The sequence below is a fragment of the Nitrospira sp. genome, assembly GCA_035968315.1.
Taxonomy (GTDB): domain Bacteria; phylum Nitrospirota; class Nitrospiria; order Nitrospirales; family Nitrospiraceae; genus Nitrospira_D.
The window spans coordinates 640,658-662,404 of record JAVYIN010000005.1; the positions used below are offsets into that span (position 1 = coordinate 640,658).

Annotated in this window: 24 protein-coding genes; 10 read left to right on the forward strand and 14 right to left on the reverse strand. The window is 59.4% G+C overall.

Translation table 11 applies throughout. The features are described from left to right. Positions 1 to 269: 269 nt before the first annotated feature. The 3 genes from RI101_06605 to RI101_06615 form a co-directional block, all read right to left on the reverse strand. Positions 270 to 677 carry a hypothetical protein gene (locus tag RI101_06605; GenBank protein ID MEC4889717.1) on the reverse strand — a complete coding sequence of 136 codons (408 nt, stop codon included), beginning with the start codon at positions 675 to 677 and terminating at the stop codon, positions 270 to 272. Positions 678 to 851: 174 nt separating this feature from the next. After that, positions 852 to 4,394, reverse strand: coding sequence for a vitamin B12-dependent ribonucleotide reductase (locus tag RI101_06610; protein ID MEC4889718.1), 3,543 nt, complete (start codon positions 4,392 to 4,394; stop codon positions 852 to 854). 279 nt (positions 4,395 to 4,673) lie between these two features. Continuing rightward, complete coding sequence (locus tag RI101_06615; protein ID MEC4889719.1) at positions 4,674 to 5,045, reverse strand: DUF4359 domain-containing protein; 372 nt, start codon at positions 5,043 to 5,045, stop codon at positions 4,674 to 4,676. 148 nt (positions 5,046 to 5,193) lie between these two features. On the opposite strand from RI101_06615, the gene RI101_06620 reads away from it, so the two are divergent. Beyond that, positions 5,194 to 5,484, forward strand: coding sequence for a hypothetical protein (locus RI101_06620; GenBank protein MEC4889720.1), 291 nt, complete (start codon positions 5,194 to 5,196; stop codon positions 5,482 to 5,484). 15 nt (positions 5,485 to 5,499) lie between these two features. Here RI101_06620 and RI101_06625 read toward each other — a convergent pair whose 3' ends face one another. The 6 genes from RI101_06625 to RI101_06650 form a co-directional block, all read right to left on the reverse strand. Further along, the gene (locus RI101_06625) at positions 5,500 to 6,756 is read right to left on the reverse strand and encodes an MFS transporter (GenBank protein ID MEC4889721.1); all 1,257 of its coding nucleotides are present in this window, start codon (positions 6,754 to 6,756) and stop codon (positions 5,500 to 5,502) included. Positions 6,757 to 6,878: 122 nt separating this feature from the next. Continuing rightward, positions 6,879 to 7,286, reverse strand: a complete 408-nt coding sequence (locus RI101_06630; protein ID MEC4889722.1) for a hypothetical protein — start codon at positions 7,284 to 7,286, stop codon at positions 6,879 to 6,881. A gap of 181 nt (positions 7,287 to 7,467) precedes the next feature. Continuing rightward, complete coding sequence (locus tag RI101_06635) at positions 7,468 to 7,785, reverse strand: hypothetical protein (GenBank protein MEC4889723.1); 318 nt, start codon at positions 7,783 to 7,785, stop codon at positions 7,468 to 7,470. 27 nt (positions 7,786 to 7,812) lie between these two features. After that, positions 7,813 to 8,241, reverse strand: coding sequence for a hypothetical protein (locus tag RI101_06640; GenBank protein MEC4889724.1), 429 nt, complete (start codon positions 8,239 to 8,241; stop codon positions 7,813 to 7,815). 56 nt (positions 8,242 to 8,297) lie between these two features. Then, positions 8,298 to 8,987 carry a hypothetical protein gene (locus RI101_06645; protein ID MEC4889725.1) on the reverse strand — a complete coding sequence of 230 codons (690 nt, stop codon included), beginning with the start codon at positions 8,985 to 8,987 and terminating at the stop codon, positions 8,298 to 8,300. A gap of 91 nt (positions 8,988 to 9,078) precedes the next feature. Continuing rightward, the gene (locus tag RI101_06650; protein ID MEC4889726.1) at positions 9,079 to 9,222 is read right to left on the reverse strand and encodes a hypothetical protein; all 144 of its coding nucleotides are present in this window, start codon (positions 9,220 to 9,222) and stop codon (positions 9,079 to 9,081) included. 183 nt (positions 9,223 to 9,405) lie between these two features. Between RI101_06650 and mtaB the strand changes: the two genes are divergently transcribed. The 3 genes from mtaB to RI101_06665 all read left to right on the forward strand — a co-directional run bounded on the left by mtaB (position 9,406) and on the right by RI101_06665 (position 13,581). After that, a complete protein-coding gene (gene mtaB, locus RI101_06655) occupies positions 9,406 to 10,755 on the forward strand; it encodes a tRNA (N(6)-L-threonylcarbamoyladenosine(37)-C(2))-methylthiotransferase MtaB (GenBank protein MEC4889727.1) in 1,350 nt (449 codons plus the stop codon). Then, a complete protein-coding gene (gene miaB, locus RI101_06660) occupies positions 10,752 to 12,086 on the forward strand; it encodes a tRNA (N6-isopentenyl adenosine(37)-C2)-methylthiotransferase MiaB (GenBank protein ID MEC4889728.1) in 1,335 nt (444 codons plus the stop codon). The genes mtaB and miaB overlap by 4 nt, the downstream gene beginning before the upstream one ends. Positions 12,087 to 12,684: 598 nt before the next feature. Continuing rightward, complete coding sequence (locus RI101_06665; GenBank protein ID MEC4889729.1) at positions 12,685 to 13,581, forward strand: hypothetical protein; 897 nt, start codon at positions 12,685 to 12,687, stop codon at positions 13,579 to 13,581. A gap of 11 nt (positions 13,582 to 13,592) precedes the next feature. Here the strand turns inward: RI101_06665 and RI101_06670 are convergent, their stop codons facing one another. Genes RI101_06670 through RI101_06680 form a run of 3 tightly spaced genes read right to left on the reverse strand, consistent with a single transcriptional unit; the run spans position 13,593 to position 15,437 of the window. After that, the gene (locus tag RI101_06670; protein MEC4889730.1) at positions 13,593 to 14,300 is read right to left on the reverse strand and encodes a 3'-5' exonuclease; all 708 of its coding nucleotides are present in this window, start codon (positions 14,298 to 14,300) and stop codon (positions 13,593 to 13,595) included. After that, a complete protein-coding gene (locus tag RI101_06675; protein MEC4889731.1) occupies positions 14,297 to 14,698 on the reverse strand; it encodes a (deoxy)nucleoside triphosphate pyrophosphohydrolase in 402 nt (133 codons plus the stop codon). Before RI101_06675 ends, RI101_06670 begins: the two co-directional genes overlap by 4 nt. A gap of 10 nt (positions 14,699 to 14,708) precedes the next feature. Then, a complete protein-coding gene (locus RI101_06680) occupies positions 14,709 to 15,437 on the reverse strand; it encodes an A/G-specific adenine glycosylase (protein ID MEC4889732.1) in 729 nt (242 codons plus the stop codon). A gap of 181 nt (positions 15,438 to 15,618) precedes the next feature. Between RI101_06680 and RI101_06685 the strand changes: the two genes are divergently transcribed. Further along, the gene (locus tag RI101_06685; GenBank protein ID MEC4889733.1) at positions 15,619 to 16,089 is read left to right on the forward strand and encodes a hypothetical protein; all 471 of its coding nucleotides are present in this window, start codon (positions 15,619 to 15,621) and stop codon (positions 16,087 to 16,089) included. Between the two features lie 13 nt (positions 16,090 to 16,102). Here the strand turns inward: RI101_06685 and RI101_06690 are convergent, their stop codons facing one another. Beyond that, positions 16,103 to 16,318, reverse strand: coding sequence for a hypothetical protein (locus tag RI101_06690; protein MEC4889734.1), 216 nt, complete (start codon positions 16,316 to 16,318; stop codon positions 16,103 to 16,105). Between the two features lie 138 nt (positions 16,319 to 16,456). Between RI101_06690 and RI101_06695 the strand changes: the two genes are divergently transcribed. The 3 genes from RI101_06695 (at position 16,457) to RI101_06705 (ending at position 17,326) form a co-directional block, all read left to right on the forward strand. Beyond that, on the forward strand, positions 16,457 to 16,783 hold the full coding sequence (locus RI101_06695; protein MEC4889735.1) for a PilZ domain-containing protein: 327 nt from the start codon (positions 16,457 to 16,459) through the stop codon (positions 16,781 to 16,783). Positions 16,784 to 16,855: 72 nt separating this feature from the next. Further along, complete coding sequence (locus RI101_06700) at positions 16,856 to 17,059, forward strand: hypothetical protein (GenBank protein MEC4889736.1); 204 nt, start codon at positions 16,856 to 16,858, stop codon at positions 17,057 to 17,059. Between the two features lie 6 nt (positions 17,060 to 17,065). Then, positions 17,066 to 17,326: a type II toxin-antitoxin system RelE/ParE family toxin gene (locus tag RI101_06705; protein ID MEC4889737.1), complete on the forward strand. Its 261-nt coding sequence runs from the start codon at positions 17,066 to 17,068 to the stop codon at positions 17,324 to 17,326. A gap of 22 nt (positions 17,327 to 17,348) precedes the next feature. Here the strand turns inward: RI101_06705 and RI101_06710 are convergent, their stop codons facing one another. Next, positions 17,349 to 17,891 (reverse strand): NUDIX hydrolase, encoded by a 543-nt coding sequence (locus tag RI101_06710; GenBank protein MEC4889738.1) that lies wholly within the window; start codon positions 17,889 to 17,891, stop codon positions 17,349 to 17,351. A 96-nt stretch (positions 17,892 to 17,987) separates the two neighbouring features. Between RI101_06710 and RI101_06715 the strand changes: the two genes are divergently transcribed. Further along, positions 17,988 to 19,184, forward strand: a complete 1,197-nt coding sequence (locus tag RI101_06715; GenBank protein MEC4889739.1) for a THUMP domain-containing protein — start codon at positions 17,988 to 17,990, stop codon at positions 19,182 to 19,184. A gap of 154 nt (positions 19,185 to 19,338) precedes the next feature. Then, on the forward strand, positions 19,339 to 21,735 hold the full coding sequence (gene lon / locus RI101_06720; GenBank protein MEC4889740.1) for an endopeptidase La: 2,397 nt from the start codon (positions 19,339 to 19,341) through the stop codon (positions 21,733 to 21,735). Positions 21,736 to 21,747 lie beyond the last annotated feature (12 nt).

A 21,747-nucleotide genomic window follows, 5' to 3' on the forward strand; every position in this document is an offset into this window, starting at 1 on the left:
ACGGAGACCAGGAATTGCAGCGATGGGTCCCGCAAGGACAGGGGCCGAGTCTTCCAATATTTTGATAACTGCCCGCTGAATGGAATGAGCGCCGGACTCTGATGGCGGCTCCCCTCACGGACCACCGCCGCGTCTGACGGCAGATATGCAAGGACTTCCAATTATTCATCGCGACCTCGCTCCTCAGGTTCCTCGAACGAGTACGATCGTAGCCGATCCGAACCTTCCCACACCGCGCGGGAGGCGCCCCCGCAAACGGTGGCAACCCCCTATTGGACCTGAACGACTCCGTTCACAAAACCATATTCGTAGATGCTGCTGAAGCGAAGATCCGCCGAGACGGCCATCTTCTCCGCCTGCGCACGGGTCCCGCGTGGAATCAGCAGATAGTGCGGAACACCGGGCATCGCAGCCCGCTGCCATTTCCGATAGGTATCCGGATCGGACAGCGACTCGTCCGTTTCAACTTCGGCGGACCATAAAACATGTTTGCCTTGCGGGCTGAAATCCCAGCCCTGAATATCCGATTCTTGGGGCAAGTCAGTCCAGGGTTGATGATCCAGACCGGTCTTGATCGTCACACGGCATTGAAAGGCCTTCGCCCACCGTTGCGCCACTTCACTGACGACTTGATCGTGCAGCGTTTCAATGCGGCTTTCTCGAAGAATGGTGCTCATATAAACCTCCTATAGCCCCGTCGCTCTTCTGAGGGGCTTATAGTCTGTCGATATCCAAAGGGGGTGCCTTCCCTCTGATATACACGTCCATCAATCGTGATCTACGGCCTCCCTCTTGCCAGCCAAGGGAGCCACGGTCATTTAGGCCTCAGCCCACAGACGAATCGCTTTCTATTATGAACACCCGTTGGTCGCACCGCAACTGACACATTTGAGGCACGTGCCGTTTCTGACCATCGTAAACTGCTTGCACTCCGGGCAGGGATCGCCTTCGTAGCCCTTCACCTTGGCGCTCTGCACTTCAGTCAGGGTCAAGGTCTCGCGCAGAATCTCCACTTTTCTGGCCATGCTGTGCGCGTGGCCATGCCCGTTGCCATTGCCGTGGCCATTCGACCCGTTCCGGCGAATCGGCAGATGTTCGATGCTCACCGAAGATTTTGCCAGGGCTTCGAGATCGGCCTCTTCATCCACACACTCGGGATCCTGCTCGTCCTTCTTCATCGAATCCATGCGCAGATCTTCGTCCTTGACCTGCGCCAAGTCGTACCGATCCAAATAGGTCACGGCCAATTCACGGAAGATGTAGTCGATAATCGACGTGGACATCTTGATCCGATCGTTCAACTTGACCGGTCCATTGGGCTCGAATCGGGTGAAGACAAACGCTTCCACGAATTCTTCCAAGGGCACGCCGTGCTGCAAGCCCAAGGAAATGGCGATGGCAAAACAGTTCATCAAGCTCCGGAACGCGGCCCCTTCCTTGTGCATATCCAGGAAGATTTCGCCCAGAGTCCCGTCCTCATAGTCGCCGGTCCGCAGATAGAGCTTATGCCCTCCGACAATCGCCTTTTGCGTGTAGCCGTTCCGCCGTCCCGGCAAGGGACGCCGTTTGGCCAGATACCGGACCAGCACGCGCTCCGTGATCTTTTCTGCCGCGGCCGTCACCGTGTCCGCCGACACTTCGGCGGTTTTCTCTCCGTCGCTGGACGAACTGAGCGGCTGGCTCAGCTTCGACCCGTCCCGGTACAGCGCCACGGCCTTGACCATGCTCTTCCAGGACAACAGATAGGCCGACTTGACGTCTTCCAGCGTTGCCTCGGCCGGCATGTTGATAGTCTTGCTGATCGCGCCGCTGATGAACGGCTGGGCCGCCGCCATCATCCGGATATGGGCATCGACGGCAATGTAGCGTTGCCCGATGCGGCCGCACCGGTTGGCGCAATCGAACACCGGCAAGTGCTCCGCTTTCAAATGCGGCGCGCCCTCGACCGTCATGGTTCCGCAACAGTAATCGTTCGCGGCGGCGATGTCTTCCTGGGTAAAGCCCAAGGCCTTCAGCATATTGAAGTTGGGCTCGGCCAGCTGGGCCTCCGTCAAATGCAACTTCTCAAAACAGAAGGCTTCGCCCAGCGCAAATTTATTGAAGACGAATTGAATTTCAAAGGCCTGCGCCAGCCCGCTCTCCACTCGCTCGAGCGCGGCATCGTCAAATCCTTTTTGCCGCAGCACCTCGTGGTTGATAAAGGGCGCGCCTTTGAGGGTCTGGGCACCGACGCAATAGCGCACCACATCCTGAATCTGCTGCTCGGAATAGCCCAGCGTCGTCAAGGCCGACGGAATGCTCTGGTTGATGATTTTGAAGTAGCCTCCGCCAGCCAGCTTCTTGAACTTCACCAGCGCAAAATCCGGCTCGATACCGGTCGTATCACAATCCATCACCAGGCCGATCGTGCCGGTCGGCGCGATCACCGTTACCTGGGCGTTCCGATAGCCATAAGCGCTGCCGAGTTCCAGCGCGCGATCCCAGGCCCGGCGCGCGGCAATGAGGAGGTCCGGCGGGCAATGTTCCGGCTGAATGGCCATAGGCACGATGGTCAGCCCTTCATACTCCTCGGCGGCGGTGTTGTACGCCGCGCGGCGGTGGTTGCGAATGACCCGCAACATCTGGTCGCGATTCTTGGCATAGCCGGGGAACGGCTTGAGTTCCGCCGCCATTTCAGCCGAGGCGCCATAGGACTCGCCCGTCATGATCGCCGTGATCGCACTGCAAATCGCCAAGGCCTTCGGCGAATCGTACGGAATCCCCTGCCGCATCAGCACCGTGCCCAAGTTGGCATAGCCTAAGCCCAGCGTGCGGAACTGATAGCTCTTCTCCGCGATCGATTGGCTGGGGAACGACGCCATCAGCACACTGATTTCCAGCACGATCGTCCAGAGCCGGACGGCATGGCGGAAATCGTCCATGGCAAACTGGCCGTCGGGCGTATAGAAGTGCACCAGATTCAGCGACGCCAGGTTGCAGGCCGTATCGTCCAGGAACATGTATTCCGAACAGGGATTCGAGGCATTGATCCGGCCGTCTTCCGGGCAGGTATGCCATTCATTGATGGTCGTATCGTACTGCGTTCCCGGATCCGCGCAGATCCAGGCCGCCCAGGCGATCCGGTCCCACAGGTCGCGCGCCTTCACGGTCTTGCACACCTTGCCGTCGTTGCGCCGCGTCAGATGCCAATCCGCGTCGTTCTCCAGGGCGCGGAAGAACTCGTTCGGGATGCGCACGCTGTTGTTGGAATTCTGCCCCGAGACCGTCTGATACGCCTTGCCGTCCCAGTTCGTGTCGTACTCGTGGAAGACGAAATGCGTGAACCCCTGCTGCGCGTACGAGTACATGCGCTGCACATAGGCCTCAGGCACCATGTCGCGGCGTGCCGCCGCCAGCGCGTCGCGCAAGACGGGATTCTTCTTGGGATCGATCTCCACCTTCGCCTGGCCGTCGCCGGAGACGACATGGCAGGCCTTCAGCACCGCGTTCAGGCGCTGGGCGCAAATCTTGGAGCCCGTCACCATGGCCGCGACTTTTTGCTCTTCGACGACTTTCCACTCGATAAATTCTTCGATGTCGGGATGGTCCAAGTCCAAGCACACCATCTTCGCGGCGCGCCGCGTCGTTCCGCCGGACTTGATCGCCCCCGCCGCCCGGTCGCCGATTTTCAAAAACGACATCAGGCCGGATGAGCGTCCGCCCCCGGACAGCTTCTCCCCATCGCCGCGCAACCGGGAGAAATTGGTCCCGGTTCCGGACCCGTACTTGAACAGGCGGGCTTCACGCACCCACAGATCCATGATGCCGTTATCGTTGACGAGATCGTCTTCGACGGATTGGATAAAACAGGCATGCGGCTGGGGATGCTCAAACGCATTCGTCGCCTTCACCACTTTGCAGCTCTTGGGATCGACATAATAATGCCCTTGCGCCGGACCGGAGAGTCCGTAGGCATAGTGCAACCCCGTATTGAACCACTGCGGAGAATTCGGCGCGGCCATCTGCCGGGCCAGCATGCAGGCCACTTCGTCGTGAAACGCCTCGCTGTCTTCCGCCGTCTTGAAATAGCCGTACGCCTTCCCCCAATGGGTCCAGCATCCGGCCAATCGCTCAAACACCTGGCGCGCATCGCGCTCCCCGCCGAGCACCGGCTTGCCGGCCGCATCGAGGAGGGGCTGTCCCGCCTGGTCCAGCTGAGGAATCCCGGCCTTGCGGAAATATTTCTGGGCCAGGATATCAATGGCCAACTGGGACCACTGCTCCGGCACATCGATATTATCCAGCTTAAAGACCGTGGAGCCGTCGGGATTTCGAATCTCCGACGACCGCTTCACGAACGTGAGACCCTCGTAGGGACCCTGACCACGACGGGTAAATCTCCGCTCAATTCTCACAATCCCCCTCCTTTGAAAGAGGCTCGATGCGCCAAGAAACGTAACAACATGGATCAGCTCACAAATGGGTCATTAGGAACGTAACAAAGTGACGATTATCTTCGAGGAACGACTACATATAGCTATTGGTATTTTTTGTCAACACAAAATGTTGTGGGTTAGCTGGGGAATCGGAGGAAAACCTGGGGATAACCAAAGAACCACTCTGGGAGCGTATTTATGCAAATTTAAGCGAAGTTATCCACAGGGTGGATGGGGGGAAAACGAGGCAGTCGCCCACTAGAAGGCCAATCGGCCTATTTTAATCGTCGCTTCTTCAACTCCTTGCAGGGGAATAAACTGGCCTGCGACACCCAGCACGACCACTTTTGTGTCCATCACAGTCGTCTCGTAGCGGCTGGCCAGACCGAAATTCTGCCGCCTAGTATAGGGCAGCACGACATCCTGCAGAATCTTCTTGCTCTGGCTCTCAAACACCTGGCGAATAAACTGCTGCTCCCGAGTGGAGGCCGCCGTGTTCGTCCGGCTCATCGCCTTGTTCAACTCACGCTCCACAAACTGGAGATAGTCGGTCATCGAGGGATTCGAGAGTGCCAGCCCCACAGCCCCGGCAAGCAGAACCACGATGATCGCTAAACGCTGAAGACTCATTGGACGATCCTCCTTTGGAAGGAACCGGCCCTCGGCCTTTCGCCGGGCCTCTCCGTGGTTTGACAAACCCACACCGGCTCATTAGCCTAGCGCCCCACAAGACCATTGCGCCGGTGAGACCACCCAACTGCACATCACGGAGGATGCCATGTTCGTCTGGAGCAAACGCCTCGTCGCCGGGTTATTGGGAGGATTTGTATTACTGCTCCTCCTCTTCCTGTTAGAAGGGTCGCCGGACAACAGCAGCGGCCTCAAAATCCACACCACCAGATGGATGGCGCTCAACTATGCCGGCCTCATCATCTGGGTCTTCGTCTGGATGATCGACCAGGCGCGGGTCCGGGGCAAGAATGTGTGGCTCTGGCTGCTCCCCTTTCTCTTTGCCCCGCTTCCAACGCTGATGCTGTTCGTCCTGTTCCTCCAGCGCCGCCTGTCGTAGCAGGACGCCTGCTGGCTACGCAGGCACGGTGACCGGGCGCGATTGGACAAGGCTCACTCGCTCCCGCACCCGCCAGACCGCCCACAAACCGGGCAGCGCGACGACGAAGGTCAAGAAGAAGAACTGCGCCCAGCCCACCAGTCCGACAAGATCCGCCGAGGGGCGCCCGGCAAACACCCGGCCGAGCGCCTCCAGCGACGAAAGGAGCGCAAACTGCGTGGCCGTATAGCGCGGGTCGCAGAGCGTCATCACCAGCGCGACGAATGCCGCCGTCCCCATGCCCCCCGTGATATTTTCAATTAAGACCGCCGTCACCAGCAACGCCGAACTCTTTCCGGCCCAGGCCAGCACCATAAATCCCAGATTCGAAATGGCCTGCAAGAGGCCGAACGCCAGCAGCGAACGCACCAGTCCAATCCGCGCCATCAAGAGCCCGCCCCCCAGGGCGCCCAAGAGCGTCGCCACAATGCCCAGCCCCTTCACAAAGCCCACCTCACCGGACGAGAAACCCAGCTCGCCGATCAGAAATGCAGTCTGCAGGGCCGAGGCAAAGGCGTCCCCCAGCTTGTAGAGCACGATCACGCCAAGAAACCCGAGTGCATGAGGCCGCGAGAAAAATTCTTTGAGGGGCGCCCCGACCGCCTCCGCCAACGTATGAGGCGCCGTGGCAATCCGCACTGGCTCGGGGCTCATGAAGATGGTGACAGTGCCAGCCAGCATCATCGCGGCCAATAGTAAATACGTCATCGGCCATCCGACCACATCGGCCACCACGAGAGCCCCGGCGCCAGCCACGAGCAACGCGATCCGATAGCCGTTCACCCAGACCGCCGCGCCAAAACCGCGCTCCTGCGCCTCGAGCGCATCCGTCCGGTAGGCGTCAAACACAATATCGAGAGAGGCAGACAGAAAGGCCACGAGTAGTGCGAACGCCGCCAGCAGCTCCGGATGATGCCGTGGACTGGTGGAGGCCATCAAGACCAAACCCAGTGCCACACAGAGCTGCGCCACCAGCATCCACCCCCGGCGGCGCCCCAACCAGGGTGGTACGAGCCGGTCGATCACCGGCGCCCAGAGAAACTTGAGCGTGTATGGCAGGCCGACGAGCGTGAAAATGCCGATCGTCTTGAGATCCACGCCCTCCACCGTCAGCCAGGCCTGCAGCGTGCCGGCCGTGAGCGCCAGCGGCAGGCCCGAGAGAAACCCGAGCGGAAACATCACCGCCAGACGGCGGTTCAAGAAGGCTTTGGGAAACAGGGCAAGCAGACTCATAATCACTGTGGCGGCTACAGGATGACGACGTAGACCGACCCGTAGAATAGCACCGAACACAACAACTGTCGCAGGAGAATCTCGAATCGCGCGAAAATACCGCTGGCGTGATGCGTCAGAGATTAGCAGGGCTGGCCGTTAAAGAGGCAGGGCTTATAGCGCAGGATGTCGAAGTCCACATTCTCCTGATACACCCGCTCATTGCCGTTCACCCCATCCTCCTCCGGATCATTCCACATCGTGTGGTTCCACCAATAGAAGAGCGGGTACTCATCCGTCTTATAGATCGGATTGCCGTAGTTGCTGCGGGCATACTCCTGCACGGACCGGCCCGTCACATAATCCACCTGGCCGTCCCCTTTTAAGGAATAGAGCATCAGAAACAAGCGGGCTTCGTGGTCGTAGAGTTCGTCGAGACGAGTCGTGAGGTCCGGTTCAACCGGCAAGATCTCGCGGGACGCAGTGTGGCCAGGGAGTATCAGTACGATGGCAACCAGCACCGTGAACATCCAGGTGGAACGTGTGATCATCCTGGCACCTCCCGCAAGGTGCGTCACTCTATCGAGCGAACCGGATACTGTCAATCCTCAGATCTGTAGAGTCCTCCGCGCGCAATCGCACACAGGGCCTGAACTGAATCAGTTATGAGGGAGGAGATCCGGTAAGCCGTGAGGAGGAGAGTCGCCCAGACTGGTGATTTGATAGACAGGGCTAGGACAAGTCAATCTGCCCGCGATTCTTTGATCGCCGTCCAGGCGTCCGATCCAAACGGGCGTTACCCCAAATGATCACGTGGTAACAAGAGCTCCGACTGACGCGCGTGCACTCCGTGGCATATAAAACCCCGCTTAGCTCCTCACGCCGCTCGAAAGTGTAGAATGTCCCCGTTTTTCCTCCACAAGCCTGCGTCAGCACCCGTTCAAACGCGGCATAATCCCCGTCGTCGTCACAGAGCGTCATCCGGGCATTCGCCCGGTTCAAGACGTGGTAGACGATGTCGGCTGACCCAGGGCGTAATGGTCGGCCCATACCAAGCCTCAATTCATGGTCGTCAACTCAAACAATGGTTCCTGACACCTTTTCCCATCCGCCGAAGAACACGCTCATCAAAGCGGCCAGCCCGCCGCCCAGACTATGACCGGTGAAGGTAATGGTCGCCGTAGGATTCGCGGCTTGGACTTGCAAGTAATATTCGGCGGCCTGCAGAAGCTGAACGGATCCAAAGCCGGTGGCAAGGCCTATGTCCGCCACAATATCTCCGGTGATATCTTTGTCATAGGTGCCGGCATAGGAGATGACAATGTCGGTGCCGCGCTGGAATGAGATGGCTTCGAAGCCAGCGGTAGTTGGAAAATTTGGCGTCGTTGTGTCAGGAACCGGAAAGAAAGGGCTCCACCCCTGCGGAACGGGTATCCAATTGATTTCATCGCGTGTCGTACGATATGCGTGGCCCGCCATTAACGCATATTCAATCGTGGTGGTCATATTTGCTCTCCTAAAACGTGTTTGCCGGATCGGCTCGATAGATCTGGTGGTTTGCCTTATTTCGGTGACGTGCTTGGAGCAATTGGGATAGGAGCCTTAGGCCCACTCGGATACTGTGGACACCGCTCCCCTACTAACGGCTCCCGCAGGATCGTTTTGTATTCGGGTTGTTCCAACTCACCGTTCAGTTTCTTGACAAGCTCCGCTGTGACGATGGACTGCGCCGTGAGGATTTTCTCCTTGCCTTTGGAATTGACGACCAAATTGATGTCCTTGAATTCTGTCGGGAGTTCTTCCAACGCGATGCGCGTCCATGCCTTGCTGTCGTATCGGAAGATCACGTACGGCGGGTTCGGTCGCCCCCATTTGTTGTACGACAGGCATAAATTTGGCGCGGTCACGATGTACGGGGTGCCGTTGAGAATGTGCAACGCCAGTAGCTCGAAGTTGGCACGCCCGATGTCTTCGCCATATTCACTCTTAAACACAATGGTCGTGCTGGTATTGGGCAGGGTAAACGTCAGAGTTTGTTCTTTGATCGGCGCTGATTGTCCGATCTCATGCCGCCCGCCATAACTTTGCGAACGATTGACGATGATCTTGCTGCCATCGTGCAGCAGCACTTCTTCTTGCCAGCTGGGATCACCAAAGCCCAGAAATCCTGCCCAGGCACTGCCACTGATCCCCATGATCACCACCAGACAAATCGCCTGGCCAAGCCGCAAGAGCCCCTGTCGGTCATTCATGTCGCCCCCCCCCTGCACGTATACGACAGCCCTATCCTTTCGCCTTCCCCTGCCGCGCATCCCGCATACTCAACAACACTTGCTGAATCTGCTACTGCAACCGCGCCGGTACATCCACCCCCATCGCCACACGGGTCACGAGATGGCCGTCCAATCCCTTTGGCGCCGCCTGGCTGTCTTTCGCCGTCTTGGCAATCGCCCCGAGCAACGCTGGCTCGATAAAGCCGAAGTCCACTTAGGTAATGCCAATCGCGACATAGCCAGATTGATAGCTAACCGTAGTAAACGATCTGATTGCCGTCAAGCGAATCGGGTAATCCTCCTGCCCGTCACACCTATCGCTTGCCTCCGAATGGTACTGGGCCCCCCTCTCGCCCCTCCCTTGCCCGTGTCGCAACCCCTCCCCTATAATGCGCGGATGCTCACGAAATCCGCACCACCACGCGCCTCGCTGCACACGCTCGGCTGCCGGCTCAACCAGGCGGAAACCTCGATCCTCGGGGAACGGCTGCGGCGGGACGGCTATCAACTGGTGGAATTTGGCCAGCCGACCGATTTGCTGGTGCTGAATACCTGCTCCGTCACGGAAGATGCCGAGCGCACCTCGCGCTATCTGATTCGCAAGACCTTGAAACATTCGCCCCATGCCTTTATCGCCGTAACCGGCTGCTATGCACAGACCGGAACGGAGGGGCTCAAGAAACAAGCGGGCATCGACCTGATCGTCGGCAATCAATACAAGCTGGACCTGCCCAGCTATCTCCCGCCGAGCGATCAGCTCCAGAAACGGGCGACCCCCGAAGTGCATCGGACCAAGACCATTGCGCGCGATGACTTTGAGCTCGACCTGTACGCGCAACCGGACTCCACCAGGGCGCCGCTCAAGATTCAGGACGGCTGTAGCACGATGTGCAGCTTCTGCATCATTCCCTTCGCCCGCGGGCAGGAACGCAGCCGGATGCTGGCCGATGTGCTGCGCGAGGCCGAGCAGCTCGCTGCTCAGGGTTGCCGGGAAGTCGTGTTGACCGGCGTGAATATCGGGCAGTACCGGCAGGACGGCGCCGACCTTTGTACCGTGATCCGGTGGCTGGAACAGATTGCCGGGCTTGAGCGCATCCGCATCTCCTCGATTGAACCGACGACGGTCACGGATGAACTGCTCGATCTCATGGCCTCATCCTCGAAACTCTGTCCCTATCTCCATGTTCCCCTTCAGAGTGGAGACGACAGGATTCTGTCGGCCATGAACCGGTCCTATTCGGCAGGCGACTATCGGAATCTGATCGAGCGCGCCCTGCGCAAGATTCCCAACCTGGGACTCGGCACGGACATCATGGTGGGCTTTCCCTGTGAAGATGACGAGGCCTTCGACAAGACGCTTCAGCTGGCGACCGATCTGCCCTTCGCCTATTTTCACGTCTTCCCCTATTCGCCTCGTCCGGGAACTGCAGCCATCAAGCTCCCCCATCCGGTGGATCCGGCATTGGTGAAGCGGCGCACGGCCATCCTGACGGCTCGCTCCCAGGCCAAACGGCTGGCCTTTCACGACCGGCACATTGGCACCACGGTCCCGGTCTTGTTTGAATCCGGACTCCAGGAAGGCTATGGTGTGGGGACGACTGCGAACTTTTTGAAAGTTGCGGTGCCATCGACCAGTGACATGACGAATCAGGTCCACCGGGTGACGATCACGGCCGCCAGCGAACGCTGGGCCATCGGCCTGATCACGAATTCTCACGCAGGCGCCGTACCATTGCCGATCGTATGACACACAAAGCTACGCCCCATTTAGTCCATATCGAGACCTTCGGCTGCCAGATGAACGAGTCGGACAGCGAGTTGGTCCGTTCACTGCTCAAGCAAGACGGGTTTGCCTTCACTGACGATCGCGAGCGGGCGGACGTGATGCTGATGAATACCTGCGCGATTCGCGAGAACGCGCACAATAAAGTCTATGGCCATCTTGGCGAGCTCCACGCGATCAAGAAGGAACGGCCGCTCGTCGTCGGCGTGCTCGGCTGCATGGCGCAAAGTCTGAAAGACGAGCTGACCAAGAAAGTCCCGTTGATCGACGTGCTCGCGGGCCCCGATGCCTATCGGCAGCTGCCCATGCTGATCTCCAACGCCCTCCAGGCTCAGGAACAGGGTTTTTCAAAGAAAGCCTTTGCGCTCGATCTGTCGGAATATGAAACCTACGACGGGGTCATGCCGGATCGCGAGGGCGGGACCAATGCCTGGATCACGGTCATGCGCGGCTGCGACAACTTCTGCAGCTTCTGCGTCGTCCCCTACACCAGAGGGCGCGAACGGTCGCGCGACCCGCAGAGTATTCTGGCCGAAGCGCAGCAAGCGGCCGCTCTGGGCTACAAGCAAATCACCTTGTTGGGACAAAACGTGAACTCGTACCGGTCTGACGACTGGGACTTCGCCAAGCTCATCCTGGCGGTCGCCGATACGCCTGGCATCGAACGGGTCCGGTTCACCTCGCCCCATCCCAAGGATTTTCCCCGTCCGCTCCTGGAGGCCATCGCCACCCATCCAAAGATCTGCAAACACATCCACCTGCCGCTGCAATCCGGCAGCGACCGCATCCTGGATCTCATGGGCCGGCTGTATACGACAGACGACTATCGCAAGCTCGTCGATCAGATCAGGCAGCTTATCCCCGATATTGTGCTGACGACGGATATCATCTGCGGATTCTGCTCGGAAACGGACGAGGAGTTCAACCAGACCTATCGGCTGGTCGAACAGGTCCGGTTTCATTCAGCCTTTGTCTTCGCCTATTCCGAGCGAAAAAATACGATCGCCGCAAGGAAATATCCCGACGATATCTCTAATGATGTCAAGAGCTTGCGGGTGCAGCGGTTGGTCGATCTTCAGCGAGAGATCGGCGCGGCCCTGAACCGGAAATACATCGGCCAGAGACTTTCCATCCTGGTCGAGCGCGATGCCACCAGGTCGCCGGATCAATGGATGGGAAAAACAGACGGCAACATTGCCGTCATCTGGAACAAGGGAACCGAGCCGCTTCAGCCAGGCCTGTTCACCACTCGATTGATCACCGACGCCACAACGGCCGCTCTCTTTGCGGAGTAGCCAGCCACTTGCCCGTTGGTTCGGCTCTGGAGTCAGTCCCCTCTGGGTTAATTCTTCCCATCACATAAGGACATTCCTGCACAGCCCAGCCAACATGACGAACATTTTTTGACATCGCTTCGTCAAACTTTCCACGCACGCCGCACTAAAATTCCCCCTGCAAGTACTGAGAAAGAATTTCCCGTAAGGACTCCTTTTCTTCAGCCTAACCGGTCACGGAAAGAGACAGATCGTCTAGACTATTGAATTTACTGACTAAATTGCTCTCGAATTCAATCTTCTTTTCATCTCCGGTCAAATTGATTTCCCCCATCAACTCCTCGGATTTTGCATTTTTATCCAACCATTTTCACCTGATGTCACAAAGGCATAACCCTTGCTATTTGAGCTGACTACTTATGAAGGACCCATTATCCACCACTCACATTAATCGGATTCGAACATGACACTCGAAAGCATGATTTCGGCAGGGGTATTCGGATGGCTCGCCATGGGCATGGTGCTCATGGGCCTGGGCATCTGGTAACTCCGGCAGCCCATTCATCCGGCCGCCACAGCGGCCACGACAGCCTGCTTGCGTGCGGAAAGGAATTCTCCCGTGTCCGTCAGAATCTCCACCCGCATCAGTCTCTCTTCTGTACTTCTCCTGTCATGTGCCGTCCTGACAGCAGGCTGCTCCTTCTCCTCCGGCATTCAGCCCATCCATCAGACCGCAAAAGGGTCGATCTATTTCGAGGACATATCAGACTGGTCCTTCGATGCCGATCATCCCACGATGATCGATCGCCAGACCATGTTGAAGGTCCTGACCGGCCTCCTTGTGAATGATGCGTCTCCCTCTTCCAAGCCAACCAACATGCCCGCGAGTGGCAGCAAGCCGATGAGAGTATTCAGCGATGAGGACGCCGAGTTTCTTGCTCCCCTGCTAGCCCAAGGATTATCGCAAGCGAAACCGGAGCAACTGGTCGGTTTCCGTGTGTCCTCATCGGCAGGGTCAGGCGCTGAACCCACCGCGGGCACCCTTTATGTGCAGCAAGGGGCCGTGCATCTCACCCTCACCTCGTCAAAGGGCCTTACCAAGGCCATAGGATTTTCACCCCGCTCAGCCGCCAGAATCGAAGCGGCTAGCCCTGCGGTCACACATGGGGTTCAGGGAGTACCCTCCATCGTGATCGAGTATCCGATCTTGGCAAAAATCGCCGGTGCCGCCGCCGCTCCTGTCGCCAAGCCGGATCAGCCGGCCAGCCAAAACACGGCAGGTCTCACCGCCGACGAGTTTTTGCTGAACAAGATGGAGGAGCTTCGCCGGGCAAAAGAGGCCGCCGCCCTCAAAGACTCAGAAATCAGCATGCTGCGGAAAGAAAATAGCTGGATGAAAGAGAAGTTGAGAGAGAAGAGCGCTCAGGTCAACGCCCTAAAAGCGGGCAAGGCCGCATCGACCACCACCTCTACCCCCAAGCTAAAACACAAGGCTGAGCTGCAGCCCACCCGATAGAGGCTCCCCTTCTATAACACTTCAAGCAATTCCGGCTGAAGCAGCACCACATCGCTCGACAACGGCTGCCGGAAATTCATCCGGCAATAACAGGCATAGGTCACATAGGTATCCTGGAGACAGTACCGGGCCAGCTCCATCCCTTCCCCCTGCTCCCACATCGCCGCCACCTGCGAGCCGCTCCCGGATTTCGTCTCCACGTTGAGCGCCCTGGCCAGCACGTCCAGCTTGACCCACCCGCGGGTGTCCCAATTGCTCCAGATCGCCATCGTGTCGTACACCGGCTCCGTCCGGAACTTGGCCAGATTGATATCGAGGCTGGGCTTCACCTGGTTGATGATCGAGCGTTTCTTGATGAAGGGCAGGTCGAACCCTAACCCGTTATGGGTGATAAAGAGTCCGGGCCGGTCTTGCGCCAGGCGGGCCCAGAACTGGCGCAGCAGCTCCCGCTCATTCGGCCCATACCAGGCCACCGCGCTCCGCGCCTCCATTTGATCGGAAAATTCGAGCAGGCCGATACAGACAATCCGGCTGAAGGTCCCGTCAAAGGCCGACTTGGCGTACAACTCATCGTCCGCATGGCGCTGTTCCTCCGCGGCCCCGGCGGCAAAGAGGTCAAAATCCCCCGTTGGCTCGCCCGACGAAGGCTCTTTCCCCAGCAGTCTCGCCCACTCCTCTCTCGGAGCCTGGACCGTTTCGATATCCAGCACCACTTTCATGACACACTCCTTCCTGCGTCCCGCCGCAAGGCCTCGAGGATCACCTCGTCCGCCGGGGGAAATTGGAATTGCGAGAATTCGTCCGGCAACACCCAGCGGAGCTCCGTGCCGTCCATCGGCTCGGCCTCCCCCGCCTCGATCACGCAATGAAAAAAATGCAGCTCGACGGTTTTCTCCGGATACGAATGCCGGACCACCTCGTACGGACGCAGGCCTGCGATCCGAACATTCAATTCTTCAAACAACTCGCGGTGCAAACAGGCTTCCAGCGTTTCACCCGGCTCCCGTTTCCCGCCGGGAAACTCCCAGAATCCGCCAAGATGCGCGCCGGGTTTCCGGCGGGCGATCAAATACCGGCCCTCGCGATGAATCAGTCCTGCCGCGACTTGAATCGCCATCACTGTGAGCCTACGAACGGGAGCGGGACTGCGGGTCGAACGGATAGGTCCGGCAAAACGACTTCATCGGGCACAGCAAACAGTAGGGATCTCTCGCCGTACAGACCATCGCGCCGAAATCCATGATCGCCTGATTAAAATCGTAGCCCTTCCCGCGCGGGATCAGGGCTTCCGAAAGTTCCCAGAGATGCGCTTTCTGGGTCTTGGGATCCCCCTGGGCGACGAACACACGATGGAGCACGCGAATGACATTCGTGTCGAGAATCGGCGCATCTTCGTTGAAGGCAAACGACCGGATGGCGCCGGCGGTGTACCGCCCAATCCCCTTGAAGGACAACAGCTCCTCGGCGTCATTAGGCAGCTGGCCGCCATAGCGCTCGACCGTTTCACAGGCAATGCTGTGCAGCCGCTCCGGTCGGATGTTGTACCCCAAGGGATACCAGGTTTTTTTCACGTCCGCGACCGGAGCATCGGCCAGGTGCTCGAAACTCGGATAGCGATCCAAAAACTCGTGATACTTGGGAATCACGCGGTCCACCTGCGTCTGCTGCAACATCACTTCCGATACGAGAATGTGATAGGGGTCTGAGGTCTTTCGCCAAGGCAGGTCGCGGCCATGCTCGCCGTACCACTTGAGCAGCCGCTGTTGAAACCGGCGTTTCAGCGCAGGAGGGAGCGCGGGAAACTTGGACACCGCCTTCTTCTTACGGGAGGACGACTTGGCTGATTTGGCGCGCATACATATCCGAGGTGCCTAAATGATGCGGCATTGTAGGAGGCCTGTTGCCGCAAAATCAAACCACCTGTTGGACCCCCGTCAACACAACCCTCGTTCGTGCGTTGCACTCGATCAGAAGACCGGCCTACTCAATAGGCTATTCTCGTGGTAGCCTGGTAGAAGACTTTCAAGGAGGGTCCACATGAATCGACAACCGACGGTCATGGCACTTCCGGAATCCTCTTGCTCTTGGCGCCTTACCTTGCTCGCCGGAGCGATCGGTCTGTTGCTCCTTCTCCGGACCATTTCAGCACAGGCAGGCGATCAGCCGGTCCCCTGGGAATGTTCAAACTATGCCGGCGAGGCTCAAACCCGGTGCCTGAACACGTTCATCGAATTGCAGCGTGAGGAAATCGGCAAACTTAAAGGTCAGCTTCAATTTCAAGAAGGCGCCGCCCAGCAACTCAAACAACAGGCGGCAGCCACTGAGCAATACCGGCAACCAGTCGCTCCGCCCGTCATCGTTCCAGCAAACCCGTACCTCTATTCCTACATCTACCCGCCGGCTCTGGGATTAGGCCTCTACATCGGCCGCCCCTGGATCTACGGCGGGTCCTACTACCGCCCCTACTGGGGCCCCTATCTCCATGGCCACTGGAGACATCACCGGTAGAAGCCACTCGTACTTATGGTTCGTTCTTGGCGGCAGCGGCAAAGAGCCGATACAAGAGAATTCCCGAGACCACCGCGAGGGCCAGCCCCGCGACCACTCTCGTTTCGAAACTGATCGGGCTCATGAACATATGGTAGAGCTGCGGCAGCGCGACCGGACAGATCACCGCCAGTCCCAAGGCCAGCATCTGCCCCCCAAGGTAGATCGGCTCTCCAGGCTTTCGCTTCATTCTAAATTCCCCATGCAATAATCAGCGGTTTGATTGACTTCACTCCCCTTCGCCACTAGCCTGAGAGGACAATACAGCACAGGTACGCAAGGCAGATGGGACCTTATTTACAACCGTCCCTTGCGAAGGAGCCATGATATGGTCACAAGAAAATTTCCACGGTTTCTCACACGCCTGTCCAGCGTGCTGGTTCAACGGGACAAGCTGCGCTACGATGCCGCCGTCTGCGACGTTTCGATCAAAGGCTGCCGCGTAGAAAGCCCCATCAAGCCCTTTACCGGCATGCAACTGGAAGTCTCCTTTCAGCTGCCTGGTGAAGCCACGCCGATCACGATCAGCAATGCCACCGTGCGCTGGACCGGCTCTCATGGCATCGGCATTGAGTTTCTCAAGATCGAACCGGCCCAGGAAGCACGCCTCAAGTCCTTAATTTCGCAGATTACCACAAACAAGAGCGCCGCCTAACCGTCTCTCGCCCGCTTCTCCGGTCTTGCGCCAGTTGCATTTTCAGCGGACGCCTCCGTATGCTCGCTCCTCATGGACCCGTCTCAGTTAACCGCCCAACAGTTGAAAGAGCTCGTGCAGGGGCTCGTCGATGACCGGATTCGCGAACTGATCGGCGATCCCGACCTTGGGCTCTCCCTCGGCGACGCCTTGCGAGCCAGACTCAAAGAGTCGCTCCAAAGCCGGGAACGGCTGTCAGGGGAAGACGTGGCGGACCAACTCGGACTCCGCTGGTAACGATCGATGGCCTGGTACCGCATCGCCTTCCGCCCATCAGTCGTCCAGGACCTCTCCCACATTGATCAGCCGATGGCGCAACGGCTTTTCGACAAGACCAAATGGATCGCGTCCAACGTCGACAACCTCCGGCATGAACCGCTCTCGCCGGATCTGCCGGGCCTCTCCAAATATGCCGTGGGGGACTGGCGGATTTTTTATTCGATTGACCGGGGGGATGCGCTGCTGGAAATTCACGCCATCGTCCGGCGCTCCGCGCTGCGCTGAGCGGGCGCCTCGGCCTATTCCGCTACTCCGGCATCCGGTCGGCCACATTCCCGAGCTGCAGCAAGAACCGGCCCGCCTCGGCGTCCTTCACATAGCGGCGCAAGGCGTCCGCCACGACGGGAAAAGCCATCTCGTCCCAGGGAATCGCATGGCGGGGGAAGAGCCGCACTTCGAGACTTTCCGACCCGGCGCCAAACTCGAGCGCCATCATCCGCCCGCGAAACACCATGTAGACTTGCCCGATATGCGGCATGCTGAGCACCGCGTAGAGCGAGACGATCTCCACGTCCGCCAGCGCTTCTTCTTTCGTTTCGCGCGCGGCCGCTTCCTCCGTGCTTTCCCCGATCTCCATGAATCCGGCGGGAAAGGTCCAAAATCCCAGGCGCGGCTCGATGGCGCGGCGGCACAAGAGGATGTCATCCCCCCATTCCGGAATACAGCCTGCGACAATTTTGGGATTATGGTAATGAATAGCCTGGCAATGTTCGCACACGTAGCGCAGCACATTGTCGCCGGGGGGGATCTTCTGGCTGACGGGCGCGCCGCAGGCGCTGCAATATTTCATAACGAGTGACGTGTGATACGTGATGGGTGACGAGCGAGAAAAGAATCCGCCGCGCGTCGCGCCTGTCCCGCATGTCTTGCGAGGAGTTCGATAAGCATGGATAGCACAAACCAGCGCTGCTTTGCACCCTGCCCGCGCGGCCTCGAACGGCTGCTGCAACAGGAACTGGCCGCCATCGGCGCCACCGACCTGCGCCAGACCGAAGGCGGCGTGGGATTTTCCGGCGATCTGAAGACCATCTACCGGGCCAATCTCGAAAGCCGCCTCGCGAGCCGCATCCTGCTGGAAGTGGCGCACGTCCCCTATCGCCACGAACAAGATATCTACGCCGCCGCTTGCGCCATTCCCTGGCCGCAGTGGTTCCAGGCCTCGCGCACCATCAAAGTCAAAACCAGCGCACAGCACTGTCCGCTCAAAAGCATCGACTTCGTCACCCTGCGGATCAAAGATGCCATCTGCGACACCTTCACCAAGCTGAAGGGCACCCGCCCCAGTGTGAACTCCAGCCGTCCGGACATTCGCATCGACGCCTTTCTCGATGCCACCCATCTCACGCTCTACCTCGGCACCACCGGGGACTCCCTCTTCAAGCGCGGCTTCCGCCAATCAACCGTCGAGGCGCCCTTGCGCGAGAATCTCGCCGCTGGCATCGTGCAGTTGACCGGCTGGAACGGCACCACGCCGCTGCTCGACCCCCTGTGCGGTAGCGGCACGATCCCGCTCGAAGCCGCCATGATGGCCAGACACATCGCCCCCGGTCTCGGCCGGCACTTCGCCTTCGAACTGTTCTCGAATTTCGACGCAGCCCTCTGGAACACCATCCAAGCCCAAGCCAAGGCCAAGCAATTACCCGCGAGCCCTGCTCCCATCTATGCCTCCGATCGGGACGCCCAGGCCGTGCACATCGCCACCGAGCAATTCACCCGTGCCGGAGTCGCCCGGGACATCACGCTCACCCACATCGATCTCTTCGACCTCACCCCGCCAAAAGAGCCCGGCATCATCGTCATGAATCCGCCCTACGGCGTCCGCCTCGGCACCCAAGCCGATCTAGACGTCTTCTATCCCAAACTTGGCTCCTGGCTCAAAACCCGCTGTGTCGGCTGGCGCGTCTATCTGTTTACCGGGGACCTCCGCGCACCCAAACTCATCGGCCTGGCCCCCTCGAAACGCACCCCCCTCTTCAACGGCGCCATCGAATGCCGCCTCTATGAATTCCTCATCGTCCAAGGCGGGGCCAGACGCCGTCTCGTGCCTGTAGAACATCCATCGGGCAATCCCACACCCAGCTGAGCTGATGCTCCACCGTGCGTGCCTCGCTTAGCCTCCTGGCAGCCCTCAGGCCCCGCCTGCCTTCCCCTTGACTTGCCTCCGCATCGACCTATCTGAAGGAGGACACACATTCACCGTGTCCCGACTCATGGACGAGACGAAGGGAAGGAGCCATATGAACAACGAGATAACCGTGCTGACCCTGCCGATATTACCCATCAAGCGGACGGTCTTGTTCCCAGGGGTCATGATGCCCCTGACCATCGGCCGGGAACGGTCGATGGCCGCCGTCAACGCCGCGATGAAGACCGAAGAGAAGATGATCCTGGTCGTCGCGCAGCGCGACCCGCAGACCGATGAACCGGGCCTCGCCGATCTGTACCCCATCGGCACCAAAGCCATTATCAGGCAGGTGGCCCAATCCCCTGAGGGCACCATCCACGCCATGGTCCAAGGGTTGGACCGCGTGGTGCTGATCGAAGCAGAGCAGACCACCCCCTACATGACCGCCCGCGTGCGCGCGCTGGATCGGCCCTCCGACAGCAGCACCGAAGTGCAGGCCTTGCATCGGGCCATTCAAGAACTGGTCACGGACCTGCCGCGCTTGATTCAAGCGCCGGGCATGCAGGAAGCCAGCGTCGCCCTCAGCAACGAAGAGGACCCGGTCGCCCTCGCGTACCGGATTGCCTCGCTCGTCAACCTGACCGTCGCCGAAGAGCAGAAACTCCTGGAGACCTCCTCGACCGCCGAATTGCTGCGCGGCCTCTATGCGGCCCTGTCGCGGGAAATTCAAATCCTCCAGGTGCGCGACAAGATTACCAGCGAAGCCCAGGCCAAGATCGGCAAGAACCAGCGCGAATACATTCTGCGCGAACAGCTCAAGGCCATTCAGCAGGAACTGGGCGAGAGCGACGGGGAAGAACACGACATCGCCCACCTGAAGAAACAGATCCAGGAGGCCGACCTCCCCGACCCTGTCCGGAAAGAAGCCGAGCGGGAAGTGGCGCGCCTCGGGAAAGTGCCGCCGTCCTCGCCGGACCATCAGGTGCTCAGGACCTATCTGGAACTCGTCCTCGAACTGCCCTGGAAGAACGCCTCCGAGGACCATCTGGATCTCGCCAAGGTCCGGCAGGTGCTCGAAGAGGATCACTACGGCATCAAGGAAGTGAAAGAACGCATCGTCGAACACCTGGCGGTCTTGAAGCTCAATCCGACTGCCAAGGCGCCGATCCTCTGCCTCGTCGGCCCTCCAGGCGTCGGCAAGACCAGCTTGGGGCAGTCCATTGCGAAAGCCATGGGCCGCACCTTCGAGCGGTTCAGCCTCGGCGGCGTGCATGACGAAGCCGAATTGCGCGGCCATCGCCGGACCTATGTCGGCGCCTTGCCGGGCCGGATCATCCAGGCCGTGCGCCGGGCCGGCGTCAACAATCCGGTCCTCATGCTCGATGAAGTGGACAAGATGGGCCGCGACTTCCGGGGAGACCCGGCGGCCGCGCTCTTGGAAATCCTCGATCCGGCGCAGAACCATACGTTCCGCGACCACTATCTGGATCTGCCGTTCGACTTGTCGAAGGCGTTCTTCATCACGACGGCGAACACCCTCGACACGATCAGCCAGCCCTTGCTGGACCGCATGGAGATCATCCGCCTGCAGGGCTACAGCGAACGGGAAAAGGCCGAAATCGCCCGCCGCTACCTCTGGCCGCGACGGCTGAAGGAGGCGGGCCTCGACGCCAGCCAGGCCTTGCTGTCCGACGAGGTCTTGAACCTCGTCATCAGCCGCTACACGCGCGAAGCGGGCGTGCGCCAGCTCGAACAGATGCTGGGACGCCTCACGAGAAAAGTGGCGCTAACCTTCGCCGACCTGCCGGAAGGAGCGGAGCGGCAGCCGGTCGAGATTCGCGCCGGCCTGCTCGGCGAATGGCTGGGCTCGGAACGGTTCATGCCGGAAGAGGCGCGGAAGAATCTGCCTCCGGGCGTGGCGACCGGGCTGGCCTGGACACCGACCGGCGGCGACGTGCTCTATATCGAAACCACCCTCTTGCCCGGCAGCCATGAACTGACCCTCACCGGCCAGTTGGGCGACGTGATGCAGGAGTCGGCGCGCGCGGCGCGCAGCTATCTCTGGTCGCATGCCGAAAGCATGGGGCTGGATATCTCGCGCTTCAAACGCAACGGCGTCCACATCCACGTGCCGTCGGGGGCCATTCCGAAAGACGGCCCGTCAGCCGGCATCACCATGGCGACGGCCTTGGCCTCCAGCTACGTGGGGAAAGCCGTGCGGAGCGATACGGCCATGACGGGGGAAATCAGCTTGAGCGGATTGGTCTTGCCGGTGGGCGGGATCAAGGAAAAAGTCCTGGCGGCGCATCGCGCCGGGATCAAGCGGATCATTCTGCCGAAGGCCAACGAGAAGGACCTGAAAGACGTGCCGCAGGAAGTGCGGGACGAACTCACCTTTATCCTGGTCGAACGGATCGAAGAAGTGCTGCCGGCCGCCTTCAATCAAGAGGCGGCCGCATCGGCAGGCAGTGAGCGGGATGAACCCCTAGCGACCTCGACCGCCTCGTAATCTCACCAGGCC

What these genes read in the sequence shown, in the direction of transcription:
- RI101_06605 (MEC4889717.1), bottom strand. Translation starts at nt 677, where the DNA reads ATGAGCACCATTCTTCGAGAAAGCCGCATTGAAACGCTGCACGATCAA.
- RI101_06615 (MEC4889719.1), bottom strand. Translation starts at nt 5,045, where the DNA reads ATGAGTCTTCAGCGTTTAGCGATCATCGTGGTTCTGCTTGCCGGGGCT.
- RI101_06620 (MEC4889720.1), top strand. Translation starts at nt 5,194, where the DNA reads ATGTTCGTCTGGAGCAAACGCCTCGTCGCCGGGTTATTGGGAGGATTT.
- RI101_06625 (MEC4889721.1), bottom strand. Translation starts at nt 6,756, where the DNA reads ATGAGTCTGCTTGCCCTGTTTCCCAAAGCCTTCTTGAACCGCCGTCTG.
- RI101_06630 (MEC4889722.1), bottom strand. Translation starts at nt 7,286, where the DNA reads ATGATCACACGTTCCACCTGGATGTTCACGGTGCTGGTTGCCATCGTA.
- RI101_06635 (MEC4889723.1), bottom strand. Translation starts at nt 7,785, where the DNA reads ATGGGCCGACCATTACGCCCTGGGTCAGCCGACATCGTCTACCACGTC.
- RI101_06640 (MEC4889724.1), bottom strand. Translation starts at nt 8,241, where the DNA reads ATGACCACCACGATTGAATATGCGTTAATGGCGGGCCACGCATATCGT.
- RI101_06645 (MEC4889725.1), bottom strand. Translation starts at nt 8,987, where the DNA reads ATGAATGACCGACAGGGGCTCTTGCGGCTTGGCCAGGCGATTTGTCTG.
- mtaB (MEC4889727.1), top strand. Translation starts at nt 9,406, where the DNA reads ATGCTCACGAAATCCGCACCACCACGCGCCTCGCTGCACACGCTCGGC.
- miaB (MEC4889728.1), top strand. Translation starts at nt 10,752, where the DNA reads ATGACACACAAAGCTACGCCCCATTTAGTCCATATCGAGACCTTCGGC.
- RI101_06670 (MEC4889730.1), bottom strand. Translation starts at nt 14,300, where the DNA reads ATGAAAGTGGTGCTGGATATCGAAACGGTCCAGGCTCCGAGAGAGGAG.
- RI101_06675 (MEC4889731.1), bottom strand. Translation starts at nt 14,698, where the DNA reads ATGGCGATTCAAGTCGCGGCAGGACTGATTCATCGCGAGGGCCGGTAT.
- RI101_06680 (MEC4889732.1), bottom strand. Translation starts at nt 15,437, where the DNA reads ATGCGCGCCAAATCAGCCAAGTCGTCCTCCCGTAAGAAGAAGGCGGTG.
- RI101_06685 (MEC4889733.1), top strand. Translation starts at nt 15,619, where the DNA reads ATGAATCGACAACCGACGGTCATGGCACTTCCGGAATCCTCTTGCTCT.
- RI101_06690 (MEC4889734.1), bottom strand. Translation starts at nt 16,318, where the DNA reads ATGAAGCGAAAGCCTGGAGAGCCGATCTACCTTGGGGGGCAGATGCTG.
- RI101_06695 (MEC4889735.1), top strand. Translation starts at nt 16,457, where the DNA reads ATGGTCACAAGAAAATTTCCACGGTTTCTCACACGCCTGTCCAGCGTG.
- RI101_06700 (MEC4889736.1), top strand. Translation starts at nt 16,856, where the DNA reads ATGGACCCGTCTCAGTTAACCGCCCAACAGTTGAAAGAGCTCGTGCAG.
- RI101_06705 (MEC4889737.1), top strand. Translation starts at nt 17,066, where the DNA reads ATGGCCTGGTACCGCATCGCCTTCCGCCCATCAGTCGTCCAGGACCTC.
- RI101_06710 (MEC4889738.1), bottom strand. Translation starts at nt 17,891, where the DNA reads ATGAAATATTGCAGCGCCTGCGGCGCGCCCGTCAGCCAGAAGATCCCC.
- RI101_06715 (MEC4889739.1), top strand. Translation starts at nt 17,988, where the DNA reads ATGGATAGCACAAACCAGCGCTGCTTTGCACCCTGCCCGCGCGGCCTC.
- lon (MEC4889740.1), top strand. Translation starts at nt 19,339, where the DNA reads ATGAACAACGAGATAACCGTGCTGACCCTGCCGATATTACCCATCAAG.